Here is a 26,018-nt window from a genome sequence, read left to right on the forward strand (position 1 = left end):
CGCCCGCTAGGCCGACGCCAGCCAATGCGCCGCGCCGATGCGCCACGGGAGACAGATGCTGATGGTGATGCCGCTACGATCCACCGCCATGGTCCTGCGCCGCCGGGGCCGGGCCGGCGCCCTCGTTCTTGCCGCCACGGCCGCATTGCCGGCGGTGGCGCCGGCCGCCGATTACGCCGCGCGCAATGTCGCCGGCTGGACGGTGGCGGTCAGCAAGGACGGGCAGGGCTGTTTCGTGACGCGCGAGTTCGACCGCAACGGCGGCACGACCGTGCTGCTGGGGCTGGACGTGGACGGATCCAACCATCTGTCGGTGCTGAACCCGAACTGGTCGATCAAGCCCAAGGAACAGCTGAAGCTCAGCTATCGCCTGTCGCGCGGCGGCTATGCCGATCATTTCGCGGTCGGCATCCGGTCCGAGGGGAAGCAGGGGTTCGTCTCTTCCTTCGAAGCGCAGTTCCCGACCTATTTCGCCGCATCGCGCGCGTTGCATGTGTCGCGCGGCGACGTGCCGGTGGCGCGGCTGGACCTGACCGGCAGCGGCGCGGCGGTGGCCGAATTGCGTCGCTGCGTGACGGCGCAGAAGGCGGGCGGAGCGGCGGGATCGGGCAAGGGCGGCGAGCGCGGCGCAACGGGAGAGGCCATCCCCAAGGATCCGTTCGCCAAGGAGCCGCGACCGGATCGATAAAGAAAAAGCGCAATTCCGCCGCGAATCACGAAACCTTTTGAAGTTTCGGGAGTGTGGCGCGGTTTCGCTCAATTGACCGCAAAACAAGCACATCTGAACAGAATGAGGATTGTTGGAAATTCCGCCCTCAGCTTCGTTGTTGCGGCTAGTTGACGATCGAAAGACACGCAATGTACCTGTATGCGTCCAAAATTGCTCCGGCGGCACTTCTCCTGGTGGGCGCCGTTGGCGTCAGCGGCTGCGCCACCAAATCCTATGTGCGCGAGCAGATCGCGCCGGTGAGCCAGCGTGTCGACACGCTGGAGGCCCGTCTGCAGGAGACCGACGGCACCGCCAAGGCGGCCCTCGCCGAAGCGCAGGCGGCATCGGCCCAGCTGCAGACCAGCGGCCAGCGGCTCGATCAGCTCAACGGCCGCGTCGACGGCGTGGAGCAGCGGCTGCAGGCGCAGGAATCGCGCGGCAAGCGCCCGCGCAACTGATCGCCCGCGATCAACAAACAAGACACGGTCGCCCGCTCCATGCGAGTGGGCGACCGCATGTGTGAGCATAACCACCCGATGATCGCTGTTTTGCGGGCGCTGGCCGGGCTGTCGCTGATCCTTCCCGTGGCCGCCACCGCCCAGCCGCCGGAAACCGCCGCCGCCCGCGCGACCGGCGCCGGCAAGGCTTCCTCGACCAAGGCCAATTCCGCCAAGACCAGTGCCGCCAAGGCCACCGCCAGCAAAAGCGGCGCGAAAAAGGCCGGTACCAAGAAGAAAGCCGCCGCCAAGAACAGCGCCAAGGCACCGGCGGAGGATAGGCCCGCGCCCCCGATCGTGCAGACCGCCGAGACCGGCCGCGTGGCGCGCTGGGTAGCGGCGGAGGGCGACAACCAGAAGCTGCCCTATGCCATCATCGACAAGAATGACGCCTCGCTGTCGCTCTACACGGCGGGCGGCAAGCTGCTCGACAAGGTGCCCGTGCTGATCGGCATCGCGCCGGGCGACGATGCGACCGCGGGCGTCGGCAGCAAGAAGCTGTCGCAGATCGGCCCGGCCGAAAAGACCACACCCGCCGGCCGCTATCTGGCGAAATTCGGCCTCGCCTTCGGGCGCGAGCGGGTCCTGTGGGTGGATTATGCCACCTCCGTCGCCATTCACACGATCCCGGCCGACAGCAGCAAGAAGGAACGCCGGCGCGAGCGGATGCTGTCCGACACGCCGGACGACAATCGCATCACCTTCGGCTGCATCAACGTGCCCCGCGCCTTCTACGCCCGGCTGCTGCGCCCGCAGTTCCAGAAGAAGGGCGGCTATGTCTACGTGCTGCCCGACAGCAAGCCGATGGAAGAGGTCTTCCCCCGCCTGCGCGTCGACGCCTTGAAGGACACCCGCATCGCGGCGCCCTAGGGGCGGGGCGTGGCGATCCGATGCGCGTTAGCGGCGGGGGCGGTGGCACCCGTAGCCAGCCTCTGCGGCCGGCCGGCCCGAACGCATCACGGACAGGCGAACCGCTTCAATGGTGTTGGCCGCGTGCTGCCTCGCCGTTGAATGCCTGTCGGATGGCGGCGTAGCGGAAGGCGGGGTCGCCGCTGGGGTTGTCGAAGGTGATCGTCACCTTGCTCCATCCCAGCCCCTCGCGGACATAGCGGACGATGCAGAACAGCGTCGGGCGATCGTCCCTGAAGGAGGAGCGCATGATGCGAATGTCATCGGGCACGATGATATCCCGATCGCGGAGTTCCGCAGGGTTCAGGATGACGTTCGACACGAATTCATGCCGCAGGGCGAGCGGCTGATCCCATAGTTCCTGCAGCAACGCCTGAAACGCCGGGCGCGACGTAAATCGTTGAAGGACCAACAGTCCGTCGCGGATATTGTCCGTGATGTCGCCGGGAGTGCCGGCGGGTTCGGCGCTGGTGTCTGGCATGCGCACTGCCGGCAGCGGGGCGCTCACTGCAGCGGCTCCCAGCCATAGGAGACGCAGACAATCTCGCCGACGGAAACGCAGGTCGTGCCGCCACCGGCCAGGGAGAAGAAGGACGGTTCCGGATTCATCATCACGTCGCCCCGGATGAGATCATTGGGGTTTTCGAAATAGCGCGTCGCGATGCGCAGCCCCTCCGGAATGGCGACGCCCGCTTTCTTCAGCGCATCGACACTGGCGATCCGCTCGGCCGTTTCAAGCCGTGCTTCGGGCGGCGCAGCGGCGATCTCGGCCAAGATCTTGCGCAGTTCCGGGCTGGCGGCAATGATGGACAAAGCCTCGGCCTGCTGGTTCAGACGATTGGGATCATAATCCGGTGACTGTGCCATATATCCTCCGCAAGTTTCATGATCGGGCGAACTTCTTCGTTTAGATCTGCGCACACGCCTCCCCAGCACCGCCGAGTGCATCGGCGATGTTTGCTTTTTAAAGACGGCGCAACGCAGACCTGCACATACGACAGGCAGGACAACTGATAGATAACGGTAGTAGCAGACCAGTTAGTCTGGCCGGCAGACACATTCGCTTAGGGAGCCAATATGCGTTCCGCAGAAGATCTTCCTTCTGCTTCATGCGTGCCGTCCAACGGCGCATTTCGGAGTCGCTACCAACAACTCTCTTTATGCCTATACAATACCATTCACGCGAATACGCGTCCATAGCGTGATGTCGTTACGTAGATCCGTGGAGCGCAGGCGGCACGGCCCGGCGGAGCGCCAACTATACGCCAGCTATATGCGGTTGGCGGGAATCGATCTCGAATTGCTACGATCGAGCGGCCTAATCGCCCTGTCCTGAAGGCATCGCCACACGGCGATCGCCGGGAAGGGTGGAGCAATGAAGTTTCGTCATGCCGCACTAGTCGCGGCAGTTCTTTCGGGCATGGCAGGGGGCGCGCAGGCGCAATCGTCCCAGGAGCAGGCGGCACAGGACCAAGCCGTGCAGGGCCAGTCGGCGCAGGATCAGGCGGCGCAGGGCCAGGCGGGGCAGGAGCAGGCGGCGCAGGGCGGCGGGCCGGCGCAACCTTCGCCGATCACCGTCAGCGGCAGTGCGGGCATCGTCAGCGACTATCGCTTTCGCGGCGTGTCGCAATCGGATCGCCAGCTGGCGGTGCAGGGCGGGATCACCGTCAGCCATGCCAGCGGGCCCTATGCGGGCGTCTGGGCATCGAACCTTGCCGGATGGGGCACGTTCGGCGGCGCCAACATGGAGCTGGATCTCCTCGCCGGATACAAGGCGGCGCTGGGCGACACTGCCACGCTCGACGTGGGGCTGACCTGGTACATGTATCCGGGCGGGGCGGCGAAGACCGACTTTGCCGAGCCCTTCGCCAAGCTGACCGGCACCGCCGGGCCCGCGACGCTGACCGCCGGGGTCGCCTATGCGCCCCGGCAGCAGGCGCTGGGCCGCTGGTATCGCAGCGGCGCGGCGGCGGTGGCCGGCACCTACACGAACCCCGGCGCGAAGGACGACAACCTCTACCTGTGGGGTGACGGCGCGCTGGCCATCACCGGCACGCCGCTGACCGCCAAGGCGCATATCGGCCACAGCCGGGGGCAGGACGGCCTTGGCCCGAACGCCACCGCCGTGTCGCCGACCGGCGCCTATTGGGACTGGTCCCTGGGGCTCGACACCAGCTGGCGCGGGCTGACGCTCGGCCTTGCCTATGTCGACACGGACATTTCGGACCGCGCCGCGGCCTATCTGCTGCCCGCCTTCAGCAAGGGGCAGGACGGCACCGGCAGCATCGCCGGCGGCACGATCGTCGCCGCGCTGACCGCCGCCTTCTGACCGCCGCCCTTCAACCGGGAGGAAAGACCCATGCAGGACCTGTTGCCGATCCTCGCCATCGCCGGGCTGCTCGCGGCCACGCTGGCCTATGCCCGGCTGTGCGACGCGGCCTGACCCATTCGGACATGAGGACGCGCCCATGACGCTCGATCTCTGGCTCGCCGCAATCACCGCGGCCGGGCTTCTCCTGTATCTCGTGGCGGTGCTGATCCGCCCCGAGCGCTTCTGAAAGGAGCGCTGCCATGACCATCTCGGGATGGGCCCTGATCCTGGGCTTCCTCGCCATCCTCCTGGCGCTCACCAAGCCGGTCGGCCTGTGGCTGTTCGCGCTGTACGAGGGGCGGCGCACGCCGCTGCACCTTGCGCTCGGCCCGGTGGAGCGCGGTTTCTATCGGCTGGCCGGGGTCGATCCGGCGGCCGAGCAAGGCTGGCGGCGCTATGCGCTGCACATGCTGCTGTTCAACACGGCGCTGACGCTGTTCACCTATGTCGTGCTGCGCGCGCAGGGCGTGCTGCCGGGCAACCCGCAGGGACTGGCCGGCCTGTCGCCGCACCTCGCCTTCAACACCGCGATCAGCTTTGCCACCAACACCAACTGGCAAAGCTATGGCGGCGAGAGCACGATGTCGAACCTCAGCCAGATGCTGGGGCTGACGATCCACAATTTCCTGTCGGCGGCGACGGGCATCGCGCTCGCCTTTGCGCTGTTTCGCGGCTTCGCCCGGCGCAGCGCGGCGACGATCGGCAACTTCTGGGCCGATGTGACGCGCATCACTCTGTACCTGCTGCTGCCGCTCTGCATCGTCCTGACGATCTTCTACATCGCCAGCGGCGTGCCGCAGACGCTGGTCGGCGCGGTCGACGTCACCACGCTGGAGGGCGCGCGCCAGTCGATCCTGCTGGGCCCCGTCGCCAGCCAGGAAGCGATCAAGATGCTGGGCACCAATGGTGGCGGCTTCTTCAACGCCAATAGCGCGCATCCGTTCGAGAACCCGACCGCGCTGACCAACCTCGTCCAGATGCTGTCGATCTTCCTGATCGGGTTCGGCCTGACATGGACGTTCGGCCGGGCGGTGGGCAATACGCGCCAGGGCTGGGCGATCCTGGGCGCCATGGCGATCCTGTTCCTTGCCGGCGTCACCGTCACTTACTGGCAGGAGGCGGCGGGCAATCCGGTGCTGCACGGCCTGGGCGTGGCGGGCGGCAACATGGAGGGAAAGGACGTGCGCTTCGGCATCGCCGCCAGCGCGCTTTTCTCCGTCGTCACCACCGCCGCCTCGTGCGGCGCGGTGAACGCCATGCACGACAGCTTCACCGCGCTGGGCGGGATGATCCCGCTGTTCAACATCCAGCTGGGCGAAGTGGTGGTCGGCGGCGTGGGGGCCGGCATCTACGGCTTCCTGCTGTTCGCCATCCTGGCGGTGTTCGTCGCCGGGCTGATGGTCGGCCGCACGCCCGAATATGTCGGCAAGAAGATCGAGGCGCGCGAGGTGAAGCTGGCGGTGCTGGCGATCGCGGTGCTGCCGCTGGTGATCCTGGGCTTCACCGCCTTGTCATCGGTGCTGGCGGCGGGGCTTGCCGGGCCGCTCAACAAGGGGCCGCACGGCTTTTCGGAAATCCTCTACGCCTTCACCAGCGCGGTGGGGAACAACGGTTCGGCCTTTGCCGGGCTGACCGCCAACACGCCTTATTACAATGCGCTGCTGGGGGTCGCCATGTGGCTGGGGCGGTTCTTCGTGATCATGCCGATGCTGGCGATCGCCGGCAGTCTGGCGGCGAAGAAGCACACGCCGGAAAGCGCGGGATCCTTTCCCACCACCGGCGGCCTGTGGATCGGCCTGCTGGTCGGCATCGTCCTGATCCTGGGCGGCCTCACCTTCCTGCCGAGCCTCGCGCTCGGGCCCATCGCCGATCATCTCGCGATGATCCGCGGCCAATTGTTCTGATAAAGGGCGCGCCACATGGCACATAGCCAGACCAAGAGCCTGTTCACCGCCGAGCTTGTCCTGCCGGCGATCCGGGCATCGTTCGTGAAGCTCCACCCCCGCGCATTGGTCCGCAACCCGGTGATGTTCGTCACCGCCGCGGCCGCCGCGCTGATGACGATCCTGCTGGTGATCGGGCAGGACGATCTGTCGACCGGCTTCAAGCTGCAACTCGTCATCTGGTTGTGGCTGACGGTGCTGTTCGGCACCTTCGCCGAGGCGCTGGCGGAAGGGCGCGGCAAGGCGCAGGCGGCCAGCCTGCGCGCGGCCAAGGCGGAGCTGACCGCCAAGCGCCTGAAGGGAGACGGGCTGAAGGGCGATGGGCGAACCTGCGACACGATCCCCGCCAGCCAGCTGAAGATCGGCGACGTGGTGCTGGTCGAGACCAACGACCTGATCCCGTCCGACGGCGAGGTGATCGCCGGCGTCGCCTCCGTCAACGAGGCCGCGATCACCGGCGAGAGCGCGCCGGTGATCCGCGAGGCGGGCGGCGACCGATCCGCCGTGACGGCCGGCACCCGCGTCATTTCGGACGAGATCCGCGTCAGGGTGACGGTGGAGCCGGGCAAGGGCTTCCTTGATCGCATGATCGCGCTGGTCGAGGGGGCGGAGCGGCAGAAGACGCCCAATGAGGTGGCGCTGACCATCCTGCTCGTCGGGCTGACCATCATCTTCCTGATCGCGGTGGGGACGGTGCCCGCCTTTGCCGCTTATGCCGGGGGCAGCATTCCCGTGGCGATCCTGGCCGCGCTGCTCATCACGCTGATCCCCACGACCATCGCGGCGCTGCTGTCGGCGATCGGCATCGCGGGCATGGACCGGCTGGTGCGGTTCAACGTGCTGGCGAAATCGGGCCGCGCGGTGGAGGCGGCGGGCGACGTCGACGTGCTGCTGCTCGACAAGACCGGCACGATCACGATCGGCGACCGTCAGGCGAGCGATTTTCGCGCCGTGGGCGGGGCGAGCGAGGCGGAACTGGCCGAGGCCGCGCTCATGGCGAGCCTGGCGGACGAGACGCCCGAGGGCCGCTCCATCGTGGCGCTGGCGCGCGACCGTTTCGGGCTGGAGCGGCAGATGCCGGCCAGCGCGGAGGTGATCCCCTTTACCGCGCAGACCCGCGTATCCGGCATCCGCGCCGGCGACACGCTGATCCGGAAGGGGGCGGTGGATTCGATCCTGCGCGCGCATCCGGGCGCCGGCGAGACGGCGGCGGCGACCGAGCTGCGCCGCATCACCGACGAGATCGGCCGCGCCGGCGGCACGCCGCTGGCGGTAGCGCGGGACGGGCGGCTGCTCGGCGCGATCTTCCTCAAGGACGTGATGAAGGCGGGGATCCGCGAACGCTTCGGCGAGCTTCGGCAGATGGGCATCCGCACGGTGATGATCACCGGCGACAACCCGCTGACCGCCGCCGCCATCGCCGCCGAGGCGGGCGTCGACGATTTCCTCGCCCAGGCGACGCCGGAGGACAAGCTGGCGCTGATCCGCCAGGAACAGACCGGCGGCCGGCTGGTGGCGATGTGCGGCGACGGCACCAACGACGCGCCCGCGCTGGCGCAGGCCGATGTCGGCGTGGCGATGAACACCGGCACCCAGGCCGCGCGCGAGGCGGGCAACATGGTCGACCTCGACAGCGATCCCACCAAGCTGATCGAGGTCGTCGGCCTGGGCAAGCAATTGCTGATGACGCGCGGCGCGCTGACCACCTTTTCCGTCGCCAATGACGTGGCGAAATATTTCGCCATCATCCCGGCGATGTTCGTCGCGCTCTATCCGGGGCTGGGCGTCCTGAACGTGATGGGGCTGGCGACGCCCGAAAGCGCGATCCTCAGCGCCATCATCTTCAACGCGCTGATCATCCCCTGCCTGGTGCCGCTGGCGCTGAAGGGCGTGGCGTACCGGCCGATGGGCGCCGGCCCGCTGCTGGCGCGCAATCTCGCCATTTACGGCCTCGGGGGCCTGGTGGCGCCGTTCATCGGCATCAAGATCATCGACCTGTTGGTCGGCGGCCTCGGTCTCGCGTAAGGACAACAGAACATGGGTAAGGATTTCTCCTCCGCATTGCGGCCGGCGATCGTGATGACGATCCTGTTCGCCGCCCTGCTCGGACTCGCCTATCCGCTGGCGATGACGGGGATCGGCCAGGCGCTGTTCCCGGAACAGGCGAACGGCAGCCTGGTGCGCGGCGCCAACGGGACGGTGATCGGATCGCGCATCGTGGGCCAGGCCTTCACCGCCGATGGTTATTTCCAGACGCGCCCTTCGGCGGCGGGAAGCGGCTATGACGGGCTCGCCTCCTCGGGATCGAACCTCGGGCCGACATCGCAGGCGCTGGCCGACCGGGTGCGCGCCGATGTCGCCGCGCGCCGGGCCGAGGGCGTGACGGGGCCGCTGCCGGCCGACCTTGCCACCGCCAGCGGATCGGGGCTGGACCCGGACCTGTCGCCGGAAGCCGCACTGGCGCAGGCGGCGCGCGTGGCGCGGGTGCGCGGGCTGCCGCCGGCGGAGGTGCGCGCGCTGGTGGCCGGTGAGACGCGCGCCTCGCCGCTGGGCGCGCCGCATGTGAACGTGCTGGCGCTCAACCAGGCGCTCGACCGGCTGGCGCGTGATCGCGGGTCGGGGGCGCGCAGCGACTGATGGCGGTTTCCGGCTTCCCCTCCGACGGCATTCGCCCCGATCCCGATGCCCTTCTGCGCCAGGCGGTGCAGGAGGGCCGCGGCCGTTTGAAGATCTTTCTGGGGGCCGCGCCGGGCGTCGGCAAGACCTATGAGATGCTGGCCGAGGGCGCATCGCGGCGGCGTGACGGCGTGGACGTGGTGGTCGGCGTGGTGGAAACCCACGGCCGCGCCGAGACCGAAGCGCTCACCCGTGGGCTGGAGATCATGCCGCGGCGCGCCTCCGCCTATGAGGGGCGCACGCTGCACGAGATGGATCTGGACGCGATCCTCGCGCGGCGACCGCGCCTGGTGCTGGTCGACGAGCTGGCGCACACCAATGCGCCGGGCAGCCGCCATCCCAAACGCTATCAGGACGTGGAGGAACTGCTCGCCGCCGGGATCGACGTTTATTCCACGGTCAACATCCAGCATGTCGAAAGCCTGAACGACGTCGTCGCCAGCTTCACCCGCATCCGCGTGCGCGAGACGGTGCCCGACCGGGTGCTGGAAATGGCCGAGATCGAGGTGGTCGACATTCCGCCCGACGAGCTGATCGAGCGGCTGAAGGCGGGAAAGGTCTATCTGCCGGAGGAAGCGACCCGCGCGCTGGGGCATTTCTTCTCCCGCTCCAACCTGTCCGCGCTGCGCGAGCTAGCGCTGCGCCGCGCCGCGCAGGCGGTGGACGCGCGGATGCTGGAGGACGTGCGCGCGCTGGGGCTGGGCGGCACCTGGGCGGGAAGCGAGCGGATCGTGGTGGCGATCAACGAGCTGCCCGGCGCGGACCTGATGGTGCGCGCGGCCAAGCGCGTCGCCGACGGGCTGCGCGCGCCCTGGACCGCGGTGTTCATCGAAACGCCGCGCGCCGCCGGCTTCACGCAGGAGGAGCAGGGCCGCGTCGCCGCCGCCATGACGCTGGCGACGCAGCTTGGCGCGGCGGTCGCCAGCGTGCCGGCGACCAATGTGATCGACGGGATCAAGGGCTTCCTGGCCGAAGCACGCGCGACGCAGCTGATCCTGGGCAAGTCGCGCCGCTCGCGCTGGTTCGAGCTGCGCCACGGATCGGTGGTCGACCGGCTGGTGCGCGAGACGCCGGGCGTCACCGTCCATGTCCTGCCGATGGCGGAGGAGCCGCTGCCCCCGCCATCCGCACGGCAACGGCGGCGGCGGATGGGGGAGGGCGGCCCCGCCGGCTATGCCGCCGCGACCGCCATGGTGGCGGCGATCACCGCCATCGCCAGTGCGCTGTTCCAGGTGCTGGACCTCGGCAACATGGGGATGCTGTACCTCTTGCCGGTGATGGCGGCGGCGAGCCTTTACGGCCTGCGCACCGGGCTGTTCGCCGGCATCGCATCCAGCCTTGCCTATAATTTCGTGTTCCTGCCGCCGGTCGGCACGCTCAGCATCAACAATCCCGAGAATGTCGTCTCCGTCATCGTGCTGCTGGGCGTCGCCTTCGCCACCAGCCAGCTGACCGCGCGCGTCCGGGCGCAGGCCGATCTTGCCGCCGCGAGCGCGCGCAGCAACGCCATTCTTGCCGGCTTCCTGCGCGAGATCGGCGGCGTCAACGATGCGGCGGAGGCGGCGCAGATGATCTGCGGCGACGTGCGCCGGCTGTTCGACGTTCAGGTGGTGCTGATGACGCCGGTCGCCGGCGCCGGGCTGACCGTGCAGACCGCGACCGATCCCGAATATCGCGTCGACATCATGGACGTCGCCGCCGCCACCTGGGCGTTCGACAATGGCGTGCCGGCGGGCAAGGGATCGGGCACGCTGACCGCATCGGAATGGCTGTTCCACCCGCTGAAGGCGGGCGAGCGCGTGCTGGCGGTGCTGGGGCTGGCGCGCGACACCGGCGGCGATCCGATCCGTGCCGACCAGCTGCCGCTGCTCACCAGCCTGATCGATCAGGCGGCGCTGGTGCTGGAGCGGCTGCGGCTGGAGGCGGAGATGCGCGACGTGGACGCGGTGCGCACGCGCGACAAATTACGCGCGGCGTTGCTGTCCTCCGTCAGCCATGACCTGCGCACGCCGCTGACGGCGGTGATCGGGGCGGCGGCCGAGCTGCGCCGCGAGGCGACGCCCGAGCTGATCGCGACGATCGAGAGCGAGGCGGCGCGGCTCAACCGGTTCGTGTCCAACCTGCTCGACATGGCGCGGGTGGAGGCCGGGGCGCTGCGGCTGCATGTCGAGCCGATCGACCTCAGCGATGCGGTGACGGGCGCGGCGCATGATGCGCGCGGCGCGCTGGAGGGGCATGACGTTCGGCTGGACGTGCCGCCCGATCTGCCGCTGGTACGCGCCGATCCGCAGCTTCTGCATCATTGCCTCCTCAACCTGCTGGACAATGCCGGCCGCTATGGCGCGCCGGGCAGCGCCATCACCATCGAGGGGCGGCACCGTTTCGGCGAGCTTCGGCTGGCGGTGCTGGATCACGGCCCCGGCCTGCCGCCCGGCCGCGAGGCGCAGGTGTTCGAGACGTTCCGGCGGCTGGAGGGATCCGATCGGGCGGTCGGCGGCACCGGGCTGGGCCTCGCCATCGTGAAGGCCTTTGCCGAGGCGATGGGCATGGGCGTGGAGGCCGCCAATCGCCCGGACGAGGTGGGCGCGGCCTTTACCCTGGTCTTTCCGCCCCACCTCATCGTGCGCGAGCTGCGCACCGAAAGCGCCACCTGACATGGCGGCCAAGGTGCTGGTGGTGGATGACGATGCGGCGATCCGCCGGCTGCTGCGCAACACGCTGCTGCGCGCCGATTATGCCGTGGCGGAGGCGGGCAATGCGCGCGAGGCGCTGCGCCTGGCGCCGATCGAGCAGCCGGACGCGGTGCTGCTGGACCTGGGCCTGCCCGATCGTGATGGGCTTGGCCTCATACCCCTGTTGCGCGCGCAGGGCGGGCCGGTGATCCTGGTGGTATCCGCGCGCGAGGCGGTGGAGGAAAAGGTCAGCGCGCTGGATCTGGGCGCGGACGATTTCGTCACCAAGCCGTTCGACACGGAGGAATTGCTCGCCCGGCTGCGTGTGGCGCTGCGCCACCGACAGGCCGGGGCGGCGGCGCCGACGATCGTGCGGCGCGGCGACATCGCCATCGATCTCGATCGCCGCGCGGTGGAGCGCGCGGGCGTCGAGGTGCATCTGACGCGCAAGGAGCGCGACGTGCTGACGCTGCTCGCCCGTCACCTTGGCCGGGTCGTCACGCACGAACGTCTGCTCACCAGTTGCTGGGGCGGGGACGAGGATCCCCGGATCGAATATCTGCGCATCGTGATCCGCAACCTGCGCCAGAAGCTGGAAGCGCCCGGCCCGGTCGGCAGCGTGATCACCAACGAGCTTGGCGTGGGATATCGGCTGCGCGCCGACGGCTGACGCCGCGATCCGGCCGGCGCCGCCCGCCCGCCCGCGCGCTCAGCCGCCTATAATGGCTCCAGTGCATGGCCGCGCGTGAGCGGCCGCGAGGAGCAACGGTGCGACACGACGAACAGCAGCCAGGCGCAGCGGGCCTGCGCATCACTGAGCCCCGCGCCGGGCGGGTGCTGGCAGGCGGGACGAGCGGGCTGGCGCGCCTGCTGAGCCTCGGCGACGAGGCGATGGTGATCGCCACACGCTTGCAGCCGCATCTGGGCGAGCAGGTGACGGTGGACCTGTCGGACGAATGCTCGCTGACCGGCACGGTGATCTGGACGCAGCCTGGCGAATGCGGGCTGTGTCTCGCCGCGCCGATCGACAGCGCCGCTTTGTTGCAGCGCCTCGCCCCGAAGCGGGCGGGAGAGCGGGCGGCAGGCGAGCACCGCCGGCGTCGGCCGTCGGACACGCCGGTGGTGATGCTGAGCGAGCTGGGGCAGCAGATCGTGCGCCTGCGCGACCTCACGCCGGGCGGCGCGCGCATCGTGCATGACGGCCGCTTCCTGCCGGGCATGGCGGTGAAGCTGCAGATCGCGCCCGGCATCGAGCGCCCGGGCGTCCTGTCCTGGTCCCGCGACGGGATCGCGGGCGTGGTGCTGGGGGATGCGATGGACGCCGATCCGCAGGGTGCCGTGACCCGCATGTGAGCCGCGCCGGCGCGGCCCGGGACAGTGTGTGCCGGCCTCCGCCGTTTCGCGGATGCAGAGGCGTAGCGCGTGCGGCTCGCCGGCTGCCGGGAAAAGCCCGGTCTGACGATGTGCGCTGGCACAGGGTTCGCGATGGGCTGCTTCCGTCGCGGAGGCCGCCCCAACCGCAGCCTTCCGGTGTTTCGGACGTCGATCACGCCTCAGGGCGGGGGCAGCATTTCCAGCATCTGCGACACGCGGCTGCGCAATTTCGGCTCGCGCGTGATTTCAAGGATGGTGCCAAGGCTGCTGCGGGCAGTGGTGACATCGCCGTCGACCAGCTCCAGCCGCGCGCGCTGCCACCAGGCATGGGCATATTCGGGCGCCATGGCCGTCATGCGTTCATATAGCGTCAGCGCGCGGCGGCCGCGGCCGGCCTGTTCGGCGCGCGACGCCTGGTTCTGGAGCAGGCGGATCAGCACCGCTCGGTTCGGCATGGCGCTGACCTGAGTGACCGGCTCCTCCGCCGGCGAATGGGCCTGGAGCAGCGCGGCCAGCCGCTCCGCGCCGACCCGCGCGCCGCCGGCGAACGGATCAATGATGACGGGCGCCTCGTCCATGCCGATCAGCACCAGCACATGACCCGGCACGTCCAGCACCTGCGCATGCCAGCCCAGCCGGCGCGCGGCCGCGACATACAGGATCGACAGGCTGACGGGCAGGCCGCGGCGGCGATCCATCACGCGGATCAGATCGGCATTGTCGGGATCGTCATAGGTTTCCTCGTCGCCCAGGAAGCCGAACTCCTGCGCCAGCACCGCCGACAGCGCCTCCGCCTGATCGGCCGCCACCATTGTCTCGCCGGCCGCCAGTGCGAGGCTGTCGGCGATCTCCTCCAGCGTGCGGTGATAGGGATCGAGATCCACCTCCGGCCGGTCCAGCAGCGCCAGCGCAAGCGCCGCTTCGTCGAGGACGATCTCCTGATCCTCGACCAGGCCGAGGCGGATCAGATCGTCATCCAGCGGGGAGGGATTGGGCGAAGGCACGGATGAGGACATATCGGCAAGATGGGGATGGCGGCGCCCGGGTGCAAAGCCGCAAACCGGCCGAGGTATTGGGCGAGGAGTGCGCGGGGGAGTGGGCGAGGGACCGGGTGAGTGAGCGGGCGGTAAGGCGGGGATCGCGAACTTCGCCGCGAGGGCCTTGATCCGGCGCGCGCCTTGCCCCAGATTGTGCGGGCGGGCCGGGCCCCTCTGGCACCCCATCAATTGGGTGTGATGTCGGACCGCGTTTTCCAGGGCCCGGTTTCATCGTGACGTTTGCGACCGAGCCCCCAGATGTGGAGTGTGCGATGACGGCCGCTGTTGGCATGCCCTGTCCGATCTGCCGCGTGCCGCTGGTGATGAGCGAGCGCCAGGGGGTGGAGATCGATTACTGCCCGCAATGCCGCGGGGTCTGGCTGGACCGTGGCGAGCTGGACAAGATCATCGAGCGAAGCGCCGCCGAACTGGGCGGATCGCCGACGCCTGCCGCCCCGCCGCCGCCCGCTTTTCCGGCCGCCGCGCCGAGCTCCTGGGGGACGCATGCGCAGGGAAATCAAGGATATGCGCACGATTCCTATCGGCACGGTCACGGCAAGCCGCCCAAGCGCCGCAAGTCGTTTCTGGAGGAATTGTTCGATTGAGGCCGGCACTGCCGACTTCGCACGACCTGTAAGCTGACAAAGATAAGACGTTGTTCGTCTGAGGAGATATGATGATCCGCTTGAAGAAGGGCACCTTCGCCGCCGTTGGCATCGGCCTTGCGGCCACCGTGATGCTGACCGCGCCGCTGGAGGCCGATGCGCGGCGTGGAGGCAGCTTCGGCAGCCGGGGCGCGCGCACCTATAATGCGCCGGCGACCACCAATGTCGCCCCGCGTCAGACGGCGCCGATGCAGCGGTCGATGACCGACCGGCCGGCTGGCGCGACGCAGGCGGGCACTGCCGCGGCCGGTGCCGGCGCCGCCGCCACCAGGCAGCGCGGCGGCATGGCCAAGGGGCTGCTGGGCGGCCTGCTCGCCGGCGGGCTGATCGGCGCGCTGCTGGGCGGCGGGCTGGGCGCGCTGGGCGGGGCCGGCGCGGTGATGGCGCTGTTGCAGATCGTGCTGATCGGCGGCCTGCTGTTCTTCCTGTTTCGCCTGTTCCGCCGCAAGTCGACGGGCGCGCCAGCCCATGCCTTTGCCGGCGCCGGTGCCGGCAACGGGCGCGGCATGGCATCGTCGTTTACCGGCCATCAGGCGCCGCAGGCCGCGCCGTCAGCGACCGTTTCCGCGCTGCGCCCGGCGGTGCAGGACCAGGGTGCGGACATCGCCATCAACGACGCCGACCGGCATGATTTCGAACGGCTGCTGACGGAAGTGCAGGACGCCTTCTCCAACGAGGATTTCGGCCGCCTGCGCGAGCGTACCACGCCCGAAGTGATGTCCTATTTCGCCGAGGAGCTGAGCCAGAACGCCACCGCCGGACGCCGCAACAGCGTGGCCGGCACGCGCCTGCTCGATGCCGAGGTGGCGGAGGCTTGGCGCGAGGGCGCAACCGATTATGCCACCATCGCCATGCGCTACGAGAGCACGGACGTGATGCTCGACCGCAGCACCGGCGCGGTGCTGGAAGGCGACCCGTCGCGCCCGACCGACACCACCGAATTGTGGACGTTCAAGCGCGAGCCGCAGGGTCAGTGGCGCCTGTCGGCGATCCAGGAAGCCTGATCGATAAAGTGCGGCGAAGGACGGGCGGCGCGAGATCGCTGCTCGCCTAAGCCTGTCGAACAACACGCCCGGAGCGAGCGTCAGCCGGCGTTGCTCCGGGCGAGCCAGGCGCGATGGGACCGTGTTCCGTGCGGCGTCGCGATCAGCCTCGTGCCGCCAAGCTGCCTACGGCCGCTTCCTTCCGGATAGCGTCCGCGATGCATGCGACGGAAATCGCCTCATTGGCCCCATATTCGCCGACCACGCCGTTCAGCTTCGGCATTCCGCTTCGCCCGCCCTTGTGGTGGACGGCGATCACCTCCCAGCTGCCATAGTTGAAGACCGGGCTGCCGGAGCTGCCGCCCTCCGTCGGTGCGCGGTAATGCACCCGGCACACGCCCTCGATCTGCGGCCGGCCGCTCGCCGGGCCCTCATGGTCCAGCAGTTCATTGTCCTGGAAGGAGAAGGCGAGGTCGCGCCCACCGGGATAGCCGATCACATAGACGCGCGGCACCGTGCCGTCGCCGAGCTCCTCCGCACGGAGCGGCAGCTGCGTATTCGTCCTCAGCGGCCGGACATTGGGCACGCGCTCGGCCAGCCGAAGCAATGTCACGTCATGGCGCTGATTGTCGGATGACCAGAGGATTTCCGCCACCTGATAGGGCGTGCTGTCCACCGCTTCGAACACCACCTCCGCCTCGTCTGGCTTCAGCGCGCGCTGGCGCGTGTTGCGGTCGACGAACTCGCCTGCCGCGTTCACCACGTGATAGTTGGTGACGATCAGCTGATCGTCCGGCGTCTCGAGCCCGAAGGCGGCAGCGGTGGTCAGAAAGGCGGTGCCGACGCGCTGCCCCGTCACGCTGTCACGCACGGAGGCGACCGCCTGCGCCCGTTCCATGCCGTTCTTCCACCATCGGTAGGATTGGAAGCCGGCATTGCCCAGCACCGCCTCGAACCGCCCGGCCTTGTCCTGGTCGTCCGCCGCGCTGAGCCGCGCGGTTTCGGCCCGCACTTCATCGACGGAAAGGTCGGCGGCGCCGTCCGGCTCCTGCGCCATGCGCACGTTGAGCGCGGCGACCAGATCATGCCCGCCGCTGCGCCCCTCGATATTCCAGGTCCGCAGCAATTCGCGCAGCGTGCTGCCGATCTGAAAGGCACTCGCCCCCTTGTCGGTGAGGAAGACCTTGAAACGCTCCTGCGCCGCCTCCCAATCGCCCAGCGCAAGCGCCGCCGTGGCCGCCGATGCGCTTTGCCACGGCCCGCGTTGCTCCTCGGGCAAGGCATCGACTTGCGCCAGGATGTCGCGCGCGATCGCCGCCGGGTCCACCGGCGCCTTCCGGCCGATCTCCTGCGCTTTCGCCGAGAGGCCGAGCAGGTTGACGCCCTGCCACGCATTGGCGACCGGATCATGTTCATAGGCGATGCGATAGGCGGTCAGCGCGTGATCCAGCGCCCAGCCGGCCAGCGCCGCATCATCGCCAGCGTCGAAGAACATCTCCTTGAACGCGCGCCCGATCAGCCCGGCCGCCTTCGCGCGTTCGGGATGGTCGGGCGGCAGATCGTCGCGCATCACGCGCAGCACGTCGATCGCCGCGGTCGGCCGGCCGCTCTCGATCAGTGCCTGGCCGTAGAGTCGCCGCGCACGCACATGGCCGGGATTTCGCCGGCGGATCTGTTCGGCAAGCTGCTCCACCTGTACGAAGGCGCGCACCGCGCGGAGCCGATCCAGCAACGCGACCGCCTCGTTCACCGTTTTGTCGTCGCCCGCCGCCTTCAACCGCGCGATCATCGCGTCCGTGGCATCGGGAGGGTCGAACGGTTCGGTCGGATCGGTCATTCCGCTATTCCCAGAAGGCCGCGCAGCGCACGGCGGAACGCCGGCTGGCGCAGATATTTGGTGCCCGAGTGGCGCCAGGCGCCGTCATTCTCCACCACAAGATCCTCCACCAGCCGCTCGCCGTTCGCCTTGAAGTCATTGGCGAGCAACGGGTCAAAGCCGCACACCGGGTCCAGCCGGTCGAACAGGTTGATCCAACCGCCGCGCAGCCGTTCGCCGGGAAAACCATCGTCGCGCGTCCATTCGGGCGCGAGCTGATCCTGCACCTCGTCCAGCCCGAGCGGGCTGCCGATCGTGATCAGCCCGTCGATCGCCGGGCAATCCGCCACACGTTTCAGGCAGTCGTAAGCGATCACCGTGCCAAGGCTGTGCGAGACGACCACATGCGGCGCCGAGCGCGCCGCGCCGAGCGTGGCGACGCAGCGCTCGCGGATCGTCCGTCGGATCGGCAGCGGCGGCGGGCGGCCGGGCGGGGCGAAGGACGTGTCAAACAGATAATGATGCACGTCGCGCAGATAGGCTTCCAGAAAGCGCTTCTTCAGGAACCAGGGCAGCGGAATGCGCTCCAGCGCCGCGGGTGGGGCGTCCTCGGCCGCCATCCCGGCCGCTTCGTCCACCATCGCCGCGCCGCTTACCGCGGTCATCTTCGCGCGCAGCCCGATCAGAAAGGCTTCCTCCTCGGCGCTTTCCGGCTGGACGGGCGCCACATCACCGCCCGCATCGATCGCGGCCGGGCTGTTTTCCAGCACGCCTTCATAAGCCGCCAGATTCTCGTCCGGCGCCTCGTAGAGCAGGTCCGCCCAGTAAACGACGTCGCTGGTGATGCCGAGATCGCCCAGCGACAGCCCGTCCGTGCCGTCGCCCACCGCCGCGCGCCACAGGCGCAGCAGATCCTTGGCGGGCGGCTTGTTCGATATACCGTGAATGAAGGTGATATGGGGCATGGGCCCGGTGCTCCCGCGCGATGCTCAGTCCAGCAGCGGATCCCCGCTTTCATCCTCGGGCACCCGGGCGATGTAATCGGCATCGCCGAAGTCCACCACCGCGCCCACGCTTTCGAAACCAGGCAGCCCGGCCGCCCCGCGCAGCGCGTTCAGCCGGTTCATCCAGCCTTTCAGGAACACCTTCTGCGACGGCTTGTTCGCCACGATGGCGTGATAGAACCGCTCTCGCCGGTCGCAATAACGCGCCACCGCGCCGCCGTCCGCCCGTTCCACCGCCTTGCGGGTATTCTCGCCGAAATCGCCGTCCGGCACCGCGCCCACCGCATGTTGCAGAAACTTCACCGCCCGGCCCGGCCCCATGTTCACGGCCGTGTCGAATTGCACCAGATCGAGATCGACCGGCAGCAGATCGCAGCGCGGCGGCACCCAATAGCCCTGGCGATAGATGGCGTTCATCTCGCCTTCTTCCAGCTGCCGGACGGAGCGCGGCGCCAGCCCCTGACGCCTGCGCCAGCGATCATAGACCGCCTGCGTCACCCCCTTGTTGGTTGCGCCGCCGGGATCCGCGGGATGATCCACAAACCCGCCCTCCCACCGCAAGATGAACGGCATGGATCGCATGAAACCGTCGGTTGACATGTTAACCCCCGCGGATTTCTCATCTATCACTGTCAGCCAAGTCCAAGTGATTCGCAAGTGTTGCGTCGGCGTGGTTATTTGCTTGCCCCCATATTGCGAAGGAAATTTTCTATGCTGAAAAGCAGTCCCGTAAAGGTTCGCGACTATGTTCGCGCGCTCGACTTGCCGGAAAGCGGCGCTTTCTTGGAACGTATTGAAAGCGTTCCGATAACGGGCGCGGGGCAGGAAGCGCTGGCGATCGGCACGCAGCTTACCGAATTTACCGCCGCCGTGCCTGCCGATCTGCGGCGGCGCGTGGCCGACACCATGCTGCTGGCGCAGCTTGCCGCCGACAAGGCGATGAAGACCAGGCCGGACGCCGAACCCTTCGCCTGGTACGACAAATATTCGGAGGTGTTGCAGACGGTCGGCTGGCGGCTGGCGGATATGGAGCAGGTGGAACGCCGGCTGGATGAGCAGGGCGGCGACGTGCACCGCGCGATCATTCCCGTTGTTACCGCCGCGCTGGCGCCCGGTGCAGCCGCCGCCTCCATCGTGCTCGCCGTGCTGAAAGGGCTGGGCGACATGGACGAGGACGCGCCGTGGATCACCGTCTTCGACCGGTCGAGCGCCCATGCGCGCGGCGCGAAATTCCAGGTCGGCCATGTCGATGTGGACGATGCCGGCAATCCGCAGATGACGCTGGTGTGCTTTTCCATCGACGCCAAGCGCACCATCACCCAGGTGCTGTTCTTCAAGTTCAAGGACCAGGAGACCAAGGTGCGTCAGGCGGTGCGCAAGCTCAGCAGCACACCAGCGCATCTGGCGCTTGCCGGTGACGAGATCGCGGAACGGGTGCGCCCGTTCATTGTCGATTTCGTGCGCTCGATCGACATCTAGGCGGCGAGCGGGGGCGGGAAGGGCGGAACAGGCCGGGGCGGGGCAGGCGCGGATCGCTCCATCCGCCCCGGTCAGCCGACGCGCCCCCACACCGGGCCATAAGGCGTGCCGCAGAAGCAGGATACGCCGATCGGCGCATAGCTCGGCAGCCAGCACCAGAATTGCGGCGTGAAGCAGCGATTGCCCATCGGCTGCGCACTGGAATCGGCGCCAACGGTGAGCGCGGCGATGGTGGCCGCCGCGATCAATCCAGGGCGGATCTTCCTCATTTCTTGTCTCCGGATTGCGGCGCCCGCGCCAGGCCTGGAACGCCGCCGATGAAGGGGGAGAAGGCCGTTCCGGTGGGCGGCGCCGCTTGCTGCGGCAGAACAGCGGCCGCCCGCGCATTGCGTGCAAGTTCCTGCAGATAGGCACGTTTCTGCCGCTCATAGCAGGGCAGTTCGACCGCGCTCCCGCCGGAGGCGCCGGCACAATATCGACGCGCCATCGCCTCGGCCGAATCAAGCTGGATCTTGTACAGAGCGGAAGTGTTGGCCGCCGCCGTCTCCCGCGCCTTCGACAGTTCGGCCTGTGCTTCGGACTTCTCCTTCTCCGCCCAGGACCTCATGTTGACCGCCACCAGGATCGCCAGCGCGACCGTCAGCGCCACGATGCCGATCGCGAACATGCTAACCAGCCGCTGATTGCGCCGGAGCCGGGCGACCAGATCCTTCTCGCGTCGCAGGTTACGGTCACTGGCGGCCATCAGATCCGCGACGCTGGCCCAGTCTCTGGTGGAGCCGGCGCCCAGCACGCCCTGCGGCGAGTGCCGTGCGATCCACCCCGGCCGCTTCTCGATATCGCGATACCAGGGCAGCCGTTGCTCGGTGGCGGCGGCGCCGAGCACGATGGTGTCATCCTGCGCGTGGCTTTGCGCCTGGGTGGCGAGCGAGCGCCAGATCATGCCGTCCTGAAATTCACGATAGACCAGGCCGCGCGCACGCCCTTTCCGGTCGAACTGGCTGTCGGCGACCCGCTCCCATTGCCGCAGCAGCGCCTCATGGCTGACGCTGACGATCGCATCTTCGTCGAGCGGATCGGGCGGGAACGGCATGATGAGGCTGGCGGCGCGCGCGCGGAACGCGTCGAGGATTGGGCAGATCGTCGCCTTGTCCGCGCCCGTTTCCGCCATCAACTGTCGCAGGCTGACCGATCGGCGGATGATCCGCCCGTCGGAATCGAGATCGCTGAGCGAGCGAAAGATCCAGTCCGCCGCCTCGGCGCGGGAAAGATCGTCGCCCACCGCCGCCGCCAGCGTTTCATCCGCATGGCGGGAGAGGGCGTGCTCCGCGCCGCCCACCGCCGCCAGTGCCGCCTCGTCGACCTCGCCGTCCTCGCTCGCATGCCAGGCGCGCATCAGGGCGTGCTGCAGGATCGGCAGGCCGTCGATTTCCCGCGAGATGACGGGCATGAGAAGGTCGGCCACGCCATTTGTCACCGAGCCGCCTGCGCGCCGCGCCGGTTCGTGGATGGCGCGGATCAGCCCCACGGTGGAAATCCGGGGCAGCAGATATTGGCAGCGGTTCACCGCCTCGGCGAACCCGTCCCATATCGCGCAATGGCCCAGATAATCCGACCGCATCGTCACGATCACCGACAGGCTGCGCTTGCCAAGCGCGGTACCCTCGGGCGCCGGCTCGCCCAGCGAAATGAGAAAGTCGATGACCCGGCGCACCTCGGCCGCGGAGCCGGTGCGATTGACGGCGAAGATCTCCTCGAACTGATCAAAGACGATGCACAAGGTGGCGTCGGCCTCGGCGGCGATGGTGCCGATGTCCTCCGCCCAGTCCGGGCTGACGGCGAGCAGGGTGGGCCAGGGCATGTCGCCATCGCCGAGGTCAGCCGAATCCGCCGCTTCCTCGTCCGGCTCACGCGGGAATTCCACCTCCAGCTTGCGCGCGAGCGCCTGAAGCGGCCCGCCGGGATCGCCAGGGCGGACGATGATGATCCGCGCGTCCATCGAATTGGCCATGGCGTCGAGCCGGAACACCGGGATCACGCCAGCGCGCACGACCGAGGATTTGCCACAGCCGGAGGCGCCATGGACCACGACGAGCTGGCGCTCCTCCAGCAGCCCGGTGATGGCCGCAATCTCGCTCTCGCGCCCGAAGAAGACGCGCGACTCCCGCTCGCTGAATGGGCGCAGCCCCGGATAGGGACAGGCCGGCGCGATCGCCTCGCGCGTCTCCGCCTGCGGCGCATCGATCGCGAGAAGGTTCATGCTTCGCGCAGCGCCCCCCTCAGCACCGGCAGCCAATCGCCTTTCAGCGGCACGCGCGGCAGGTGGAAGGCGTCGCTTTCCGGCGGCGGATCATCGAACAGGTCGAGCAGCGCCCAGGGGATCGTCTGTTCCTTGTCGCGATACAGCTTGCGCCGGGACAGATAGGCCGCCTTGATGCGACGCCCGATATCGTCGTCAACGCGGCTGCGCAGGAGAAGCAGCGCCTCGCACCCGTCATATTCCTCGCCGTTCACCACCGCCGTGGCGGGCACGGGCGCGCGCTGCGGCCAGATGATGCTGGGCACCGCCCGCAACTGCGCGCTGCACCACATCCATTGTTCGAGATCGGCCTGTTCCGCCTCAAGGAAGATCACCGGCTCGACGGGCAGCTTCTGCGAGCGAACATAGGCCTCGCGCGCGCTGATCTTCTTCTGCATCGCGGTGATCTTGTCGGCGATCTCCACGACGACCCGGTTGATCGGGGTGACAAGATCGGCAAGCGATCCGCTGAGGATGAAGCCGGCCATGTTGATCGGCTGGCCGCGCTCGTCGCAAAAATCGATGAACAACCGGGGCTTGGCGTCCGTGCCCTGCAGCGCGGCCGGCCACTTGCCCTCGCTGACCTCCTGCATCCGCAAAATACAGACGTGATCGGCGAAATTCGCCTCCGTCAGCCCTTCGCAGAACCAGTTCAGCTCCTTTTGGCAATAAGGAGACGCATAATGGTCGCTGACCATGGCGACGAGGATGCCGGATCGCTGCACCGCGGACTTGAGCTCCCGGTCGAGATCCTGCCCGCCCCGCAGCACGTCGCGATCCAGAAAGGCGTTCAGCCGCACATCGCCACGATTGAACCGCTGGCTCAGCAGCGTCCGGATCGTGTCCGCGATCTTGCGCGACCATTCGCGCATGTGCTGGTCGCCAGTATCGCCCGCCCAGGCGTAGCTGAAGAAGACATCATAGTCGTAGGCGTCACCCAGTGTTGACATCGTCTCCCCCAGATCCTGTGCCCGTCGATCGGCGTTACGCGCGCTCCGCCTTTGTCATTCGCTGTCGAGACAGCCCAATGCCGCGACATAGGAGCCGCCCTGCTGCTCCCCCGCTTCCCGGCATCGGGCCTTTTTCTTCTTGGAAGCCGCCGGCCAGCGCGCGGCGAGATCCGCCTTCGCCTGCGTTTCCAGCAGCACGCACCCTTGCTTATCGGCGATGGCGGCGCAGGATCTCGCCAGATCGTAGCCGGGGAAGCTCACCTCCGGTGCCGCGAGCGCCGGGGCGGGGGCGAGCAACAGCAGTGCCGCACCACAGGGTAGCGCCCGGCAAACGGCCCTGCTCCTTTTCGAACCGGCGAAGCCTGCAACAACCACGTCCAACGCCGCCTCCTGCAACGGCAGAATAGCGCAATCACGCATGCAATAGAATAGGCGCGACTACTTGGGGGTCGAAGTATTCGTCTGTTCCGTGCGCAACCACGGCGGTATGCTGCACTTGGACAGGTGGTTACGGCATAGACCTATAGCTCAGCAGGACTGAGCCCCGAGTCGCCCGGAATGTCGCTCCATTATTGCGTAATCCTTCTTGATTACGTCCGAGGCGGTGACGATTGATCCGGTTCGGAGAGAAGGAAGCGCGAGCGTGGACATCGCGCCCCTCTCAACACTTTGGCGGCCCGCACCTGCCGCGCCGGTTCGAGCCGCGCGGCGTATCGGTAGCGGCGAGGTTCAGCCGCCGGCCGGCTCCGCATAGCTGCCCTCCAGCTCACCCGTGGCCAGAACATGGCCGGCAGCGGCCGCCAGCAACTGGTCGCGCGTGGCGCCGAGCGGAAGGTCGAGCTTGCGGTCGAGCGCCAGCAGCTGGAAGCGATAGCGATGCGGCTTGTCGCCTTTGGGCGGGCGTGGGCCATACCAGCCCAGGGTGCCACGGGTGGTCGCGCCCTGCATGATGCCGTCGAGCGCGCGGCCGGTCAGCCGATCACGCTCGTTCAGGCCCGCCGGCAGGGCCGTGGTCGTCGCCGGGATGTTCCACGCCACCCAATGCACCACCGGCTTGGCGGAACCGTCCGGATCCTCCATCACGATGGCATAGGATTGGACGCCGGGCACCGCCGTCCATGCCAGCGCCGGCGAGATGCCGAGGCCATATTCGCTATGCTCGCGCGGGATGGCGGCGCCGGCGCGGAATGCGGTTGAGGTGACGGCCAGCCGTTGAGTGCCCGCCGCGCGGGTTTCCGGCCGTTGCAGCGCCAGCGGTACGTTGCGACCGAGCGCCGCCTGCTGCTGCATCGGCCCGGCGGGGGGCGCGAGCGGCGCGGCCGACCCGGACGCGCTGTCATAGGTGACGCGGTACAGCACCCCGTTCGCATCGTCCGAAAACAGGAGCGAGCCGTCACGCAGCACGGCAACGCCCGCCAGACGCCCGTAATGGCCGGTGCCGTCGCGGCTCATGAAACCGCTGACGAACGGTTCCACCGCTTGCGCCTGCCCCTGCTGATCGAAGCGGATGCGGACGATCTCATATCCCGAGGCGGGCTTGCGGTTCCAGCTGCCGCGCAGTGCCACAAAGGCGTCGCCCGCCGCATCCGGTCCGAAGCCGCCGCCGGGGTGGAAGGCCCATTGCATGCCGGCCGAATGGGCGACGTGCATCAGCACCGGGTTGGTGGAAGCGGCGGCCCATTGCGCGCCGGTGATCCCGCCGGGCGGCTCGTCCTGCGGATTGCGCTGGCCGTTCTCGAACACATAGGGCCAGCCGTAGCGGCGGCCGCGCTCGATCTTGTTGACCTCCTCGCGCTGCAGGTCGTTGCCGAGCCAGTCGATCCCCTGATCCCAACCCCAAAGCTCGCCCGTGACGGGGTGCCAGCCGAAGCCGATGGTGTTGCGCAGGCCCGATGCCCAGATCTCGCGGGACTTGCCGTCGAGGCTGGCCCGCAGGAGCGTCGCATTCTCCTGGCTCGATTCGTCGCACGCGTTGCAGGTCGATCCGGCGCTGATATAGAGCATCCGATCAGGCCCGACCGCGAGCGTGCGGTTCAGATGCTGGCCGGCATCGGGCAGATCGTCGATCAGCGTCTCCACCGCACCAATGCCGCCATCGGGCCGCAGGGGTGCGCGGAACACTTCGCGGGCAGTCATGAAGTAAAGCATGCCTTCAAAGATGGTCAGGCCGTGCAGCCCGGGGCGGTTCACGATCACAGTCGGCGGCCCGTCCGCCCGCCCATCGCGGTTGGCATCGACAAGACGAATGATGTCCGCCTCCGACCGGCGGCTCACATACACCGATCCGTCCGGCGCAACGGCGAGCATCCGGCTGTTGCCGAGATCCTGCGCCCAGACGCTGACCTTGTATCCGCGCGGCGCCTTCAGCCGACCAGCGAAGTCAGGGCCCGGCTTCAGCGGAGTCAGTTCGTAGAAATGCGCGTCGACCGGGCGCTTGTCCGCATCCTCCGGGCTGCTCTGGGCGATCGCCGATGTGCTGGCGAGCAACAACGCGGCGGCAAGCGAGAAAGATTTCATGATGTTCTGACCCCTGGGTGACTGCCGTTGAACTCTCGGCGGCACCGGATGCTCCCGCGATTTCTGCGCGTTACGTGGCCAGTGCTGTCAGGTCGTCATCGAACGCTTCGTTCGCCG

Annotated in this window: 25 protein-coding genes; 14 read left to right on the forward strand and 11 right to left on the reverse strand. The window is 68.3% G+C overall.

Going from position 1 to position 26,018, the window contains the following annotated elements; genetic code table 11:
* The first annotated feature begins 37 nt into the window (after positions 1–37).
* The 3 genes from BMX36_RS16755 (at position 38) to BMX36_RS16765 (ending at position 2,076) form a co-directional block, all read left to right on the forward strand.
* The gene (locus BMX36_RS16755; RefSeq protein WP_256210854.1) at positions 38–688 is read left to right on the forward strand and encodes a hypothetical protein; all 651 of its coding nucleotides are present in this window, start codon (positions 38–40) and stop codon (positions 686–688) included.
* Positions 689–858: 170 nt separating this feature from the next.
* Positions 859–1,167 (forward strand): hypothetical protein, encoded by a 309-nt coding sequence (locus tag BMX36_RS16760; RefSeq protein ID WP_066782161.1) that lies wholly within the window; start codon positions 859–861, stop codon positions 1,165–1,167.
* A 78-nt stretch (positions 1,168–1,245) separates the two neighbouring features.
* Complete coding sequence (locus tag BMX36_RS16765; protein WP_093067549.1) at positions 1,246–2,076, forward strand: hypothetical protein; 831 nt, start codon at positions 1,246–1,248, stop codon at positions 2,074–2,076.
* 106 nt (positions 2,077–2,182) lie between these two features.
* On the opposite strand, the gene BMX36_RS16770 is transcribed toward BMX36_RS16765, so the two are convergent.
* Positions 2,183–2,623, reverse strand: coding sequence for a hypothetical protein (locus BMX36_RS16770; protein ID WP_066782163.1), 441 nt, complete (start codon positions 2,621–2,623; stop codon positions 2,183–2,185).
* Entirely contained in the window at positions 2,620–2,982 is a 363-nt protein-coding gene (locus tag BMX36_RS16775; RefSeq protein WP_093067297.1) for a hypothetical protein, read from the reverse strand. Before BMX36_RS16775 ends, BMX36_RS16770 begins: the two co-directional genes overlap by 4 nt.
* A 508-nt stretch (positions 2,983–3,490) precedes the next feature.
* Between BMX36_RS16775 and BMX36_RS16780 the strand changes: the two genes are divergently transcribed.
* From BMX36_RS16780 to BMX36_RS16815, 8 genes are all read left to right on the forward strand, one after another.
* Complete coding sequence (locus BMX36_RS16780) at positions 3,491–4,444, forward strand: TorF family putative porin (RefSeq protein ID WP_093067299.1); 954 nt, start codon at positions 3,491–3,493, stop codon at positions 4,442–4,444.
* Between the two features lie 139 nt (positions 4,445–4,583).
* Entirely contained in the window at positions 4,584–4,673 is a 90-nt protein-coding gene (kdpF, locus tag BMX36_RS16785; protein WP_066782165.1) for a K(+)-transporting ATPase subunit F, read from the forward strand.
* A gap of 13 nt (positions 4,674–4,686) precedes the next feature.
* Entirely contained in the window at positions 4,687–6,390 is a 1,704-nt protein-coding gene (gene kdpA, locus BMX36_RS16790) for a potassium-transporting ATPase subunit KdpA (RefSeq protein WP_093067302.1), read from the forward strand.
* Between the two features lie 15 nt (positions 6,391–6,405).
* Complete coding sequence (gene kdpB / locus BMX36_RS16795; protein WP_093067304.1) at positions 6,406–8,454, forward strand: potassium-transporting ATPase subunit KdpB; 2,049 nt, start codon at positions 6,406–6,408, stop codon at positions 8,452–8,454.
* A 12-nt stretch (positions 8,455–8,466) separates the two neighbouring features.
* Positions 8,467–9,066: a potassium-transporting ATPase subunit KdpC gene (gene kdpC, locus BMX36_RS16800; protein WP_093067307.1), complete on the forward strand. Its 600-nt coding sequence runs from the start codon at positions 8,467–8,469 to the stop codon at positions 9,064–9,066.
* The gene (locus BMX36_RS16805) at positions 9,066–11,759 is read left to right on the forward strand and encodes a sensor histidine kinase (protein WP_093067310.1); all 2,694 of its coding nucleotides are present in this window, start codon (positions 9,066–9,068) and stop codon (positions 11,757–11,759) included. The genes kdpC and BMX36_RS16805 overlap by 1 nt, the downstream gene beginning before the upstream one ends.
* A gap of 1 nt (position 11,760) precedes the next feature.
* Positions 11,761–12,447 carry a response regulator transcription factor gene (locus tag BMX36_RS16810; RefSeq protein ID WP_093067313.1) on the forward strand — a complete coding sequence of 229 codons (687 nt, stop codon included), beginning with the start codon at positions 11,761–11,763 and terminating at the stop codon, positions 12,445–12,447.
* 98 nt (positions 12,448–12,545) lie between these two features.
* Positions 12,546–13,130, forward strand: a complete 585-nt coding sequence (locus BMX36_RS16815; protein ID WP_143058601.1) for a hypothetical protein — start codon at positions 12,546–12,548, stop codon at positions 13,128–13,130.
* 200 nt (positions 13,131–13,330) lie between these two features.
* Here BMX36_RS16815 and BMX36_RS16820 read toward each other — a convergent pair whose 3' ends face one another.
* Positions 13,331–14,155, reverse strand: a complete 825-nt coding sequence (locus BMX36_RS16820) for a SirB1 family protein (RefSeq protein ID WP_256210855.1) — start codon at positions 14,153–14,155, stop codon at positions 13,331–13,333.
* Positions 14,156–14,460: 305 nt separating this feature from the next.
* Between BMX36_RS16820 and BMX36_RS16825 the strand changes: the two genes are divergently transcribed.
* Both BMX36_RS16825 and BMX36_RS16830 read left to right on the forward strand, forming a co-directional pair.
* The gene (locus BMX36_RS16825; RefSeq protein ID WP_093067321.1) at positions 14,461–14,793 is read left to right on the forward strand and encodes a TFIIB-type zinc ribbon-containing protein; all 333 of its coding nucleotides are present in this window, start codon (positions 14,461–14,463) and stop codon (positions 14,791–14,793) included.
* A gap of 71 nt (positions 14,794–14,864) precedes the next feature.
* Complete coding sequence (locus tag BMX36_RS16830; protein ID WP_177179211.1) at positions 14,865–15,857, forward strand: TIM44-like domain-containing protein; 993 nt, start codon at positions 14,865–14,867, stop codon at positions 15,855–15,857.
* Between the two features lie 142 nt (positions 15,858–15,999).
* Here BMX36_RS16830 and BMX36_RS16835 read toward each other — a convergent pair whose 3' ends face one another.
* From BMX36_RS16835 to BMX36_RS16845, 3 genes are read right to left on the reverse strand one after another with little or no spacing between them, the layout of a single operon-like run.
* On the reverse strand, positions 16,000–17,673 hold the full coding sequence (locus BMX36_RS16835) for a serine protease (RefSeq protein ID WP_093067324.1): 1,674 nt from the start codon (positions 17,671–17,673) through the stop codon (positions 16,000–16,002).
* A complete protein-coding gene (locus tag BMX36_RS16840; RefSeq protein WP_066778634.1) occupies positions 17,670–18,617 on the reverse strand; it encodes a hypothetical protein in 948 nt (315 codons plus the stop codon). Before BMX36_RS16840 ends, BMX36_RS16835 begins: the two co-directional genes overlap by 4 nt.
* Positions 18,618–18,641: 24 nt before the next feature.
* Positions 18,642–19,256 carry a glycoside hydrolase family 108 protein gene (locus tag BMX36_RS16845; protein ID WP_093067328.1) on the reverse strand — a complete coding sequence of 205 codons (615 nt, stop codon included), beginning with the start codon at positions 19,254–19,256 and terminating at the stop codon, positions 18,642–18,644.
* Positions 19,257–19,367: 111 nt separating this feature from the next.
* Between BMX36_RS16845 and BMX36_RS16850 the strand changes: the two genes are divergently transcribed.
* A complete protein-coding gene (locus BMX36_RS16850; RefSeq protein WP_066778631.1) occupies positions 19,368–20,135 on the forward strand; it encodes a hypothetical protein in 768 nt (255 codons plus the stop codon).
* 71 nt (positions 20,136–20,206) lie between these two features.
* Here the strand turns inward: BMX36_RS16850 and BMX36_RS16855 are convergent, their stop codons facing one another.
* From BMX36_RS16855 to BMX36_RS16875, 5 genes are all read right to left on the reverse strand, one after another.
* Positions 20,207–20,404, reverse strand: a complete 198-nt coding sequence (locus BMX36_RS16855; protein WP_093067331.1) for a hypothetical protein — start codon at positions 20,402–20,404, stop codon at positions 20,207–20,209.
* Positions 20,401–22,395, reverse strand: a complete 1,995-nt coding sequence (locus tag BMX36_RS16860) for an ATP-binding protein (RefSeq protein ID WP_093067333.1) — start codon at positions 22,393–22,395, stop codon at positions 20,401–20,403. The genes BMX36_RS16855 and BMX36_RS16860 overlap by 4 nt, the downstream gene beginning before the upstream one ends.
* Positions 22,392–23,384: a toll/interleukin-1 receptor domain-containing protein gene (locus BMX36_RS16865; protein ID WP_093067336.1), complete on the reverse strand. Its 993-nt coding sequence runs from the start codon at positions 23,382–23,384 to the stop codon at positions 22,392–22,394. Before BMX36_RS16865 ends, BMX36_RS16860 begins: the two co-directional genes overlap by 4 nt.
* A 54-nt stretch (positions 23,385–23,438) precedes the next feature.
* Positions 23,439–23,765, reverse strand: a complete 327-nt coding sequence (locus BMX36_RS16870) for a hypothetical protein (protein ID WP_218142196.1) — start codon at positions 23,763–23,765, stop codon at positions 23,439–23,441.
* A 348-nt stretch (positions 23,766–24,113) separates the two neighbouring features.
* Entirely contained in the window at positions 24,114–25,901 is a 1,788-nt protein-coding gene (locus BMX36_RS16875) for a YbhB/YbcL family Raf kinase inhibitor-like protein (protein ID WP_093067342.1), read from the reverse strand.
* Between the last annotated feature and the right edge of the window lie 117 nt (positions 25,902–26,018).

Origin of the sequence: Sphingomonas sp. OV641 (genome assembly GCF_900109205.1) — a bacterium.
Lineage (GTDB): Bacteria > Pseudomonadota > Alphaproteobacteria > Sphingomonadales > Sphingomonadaceae > Sphingomonas.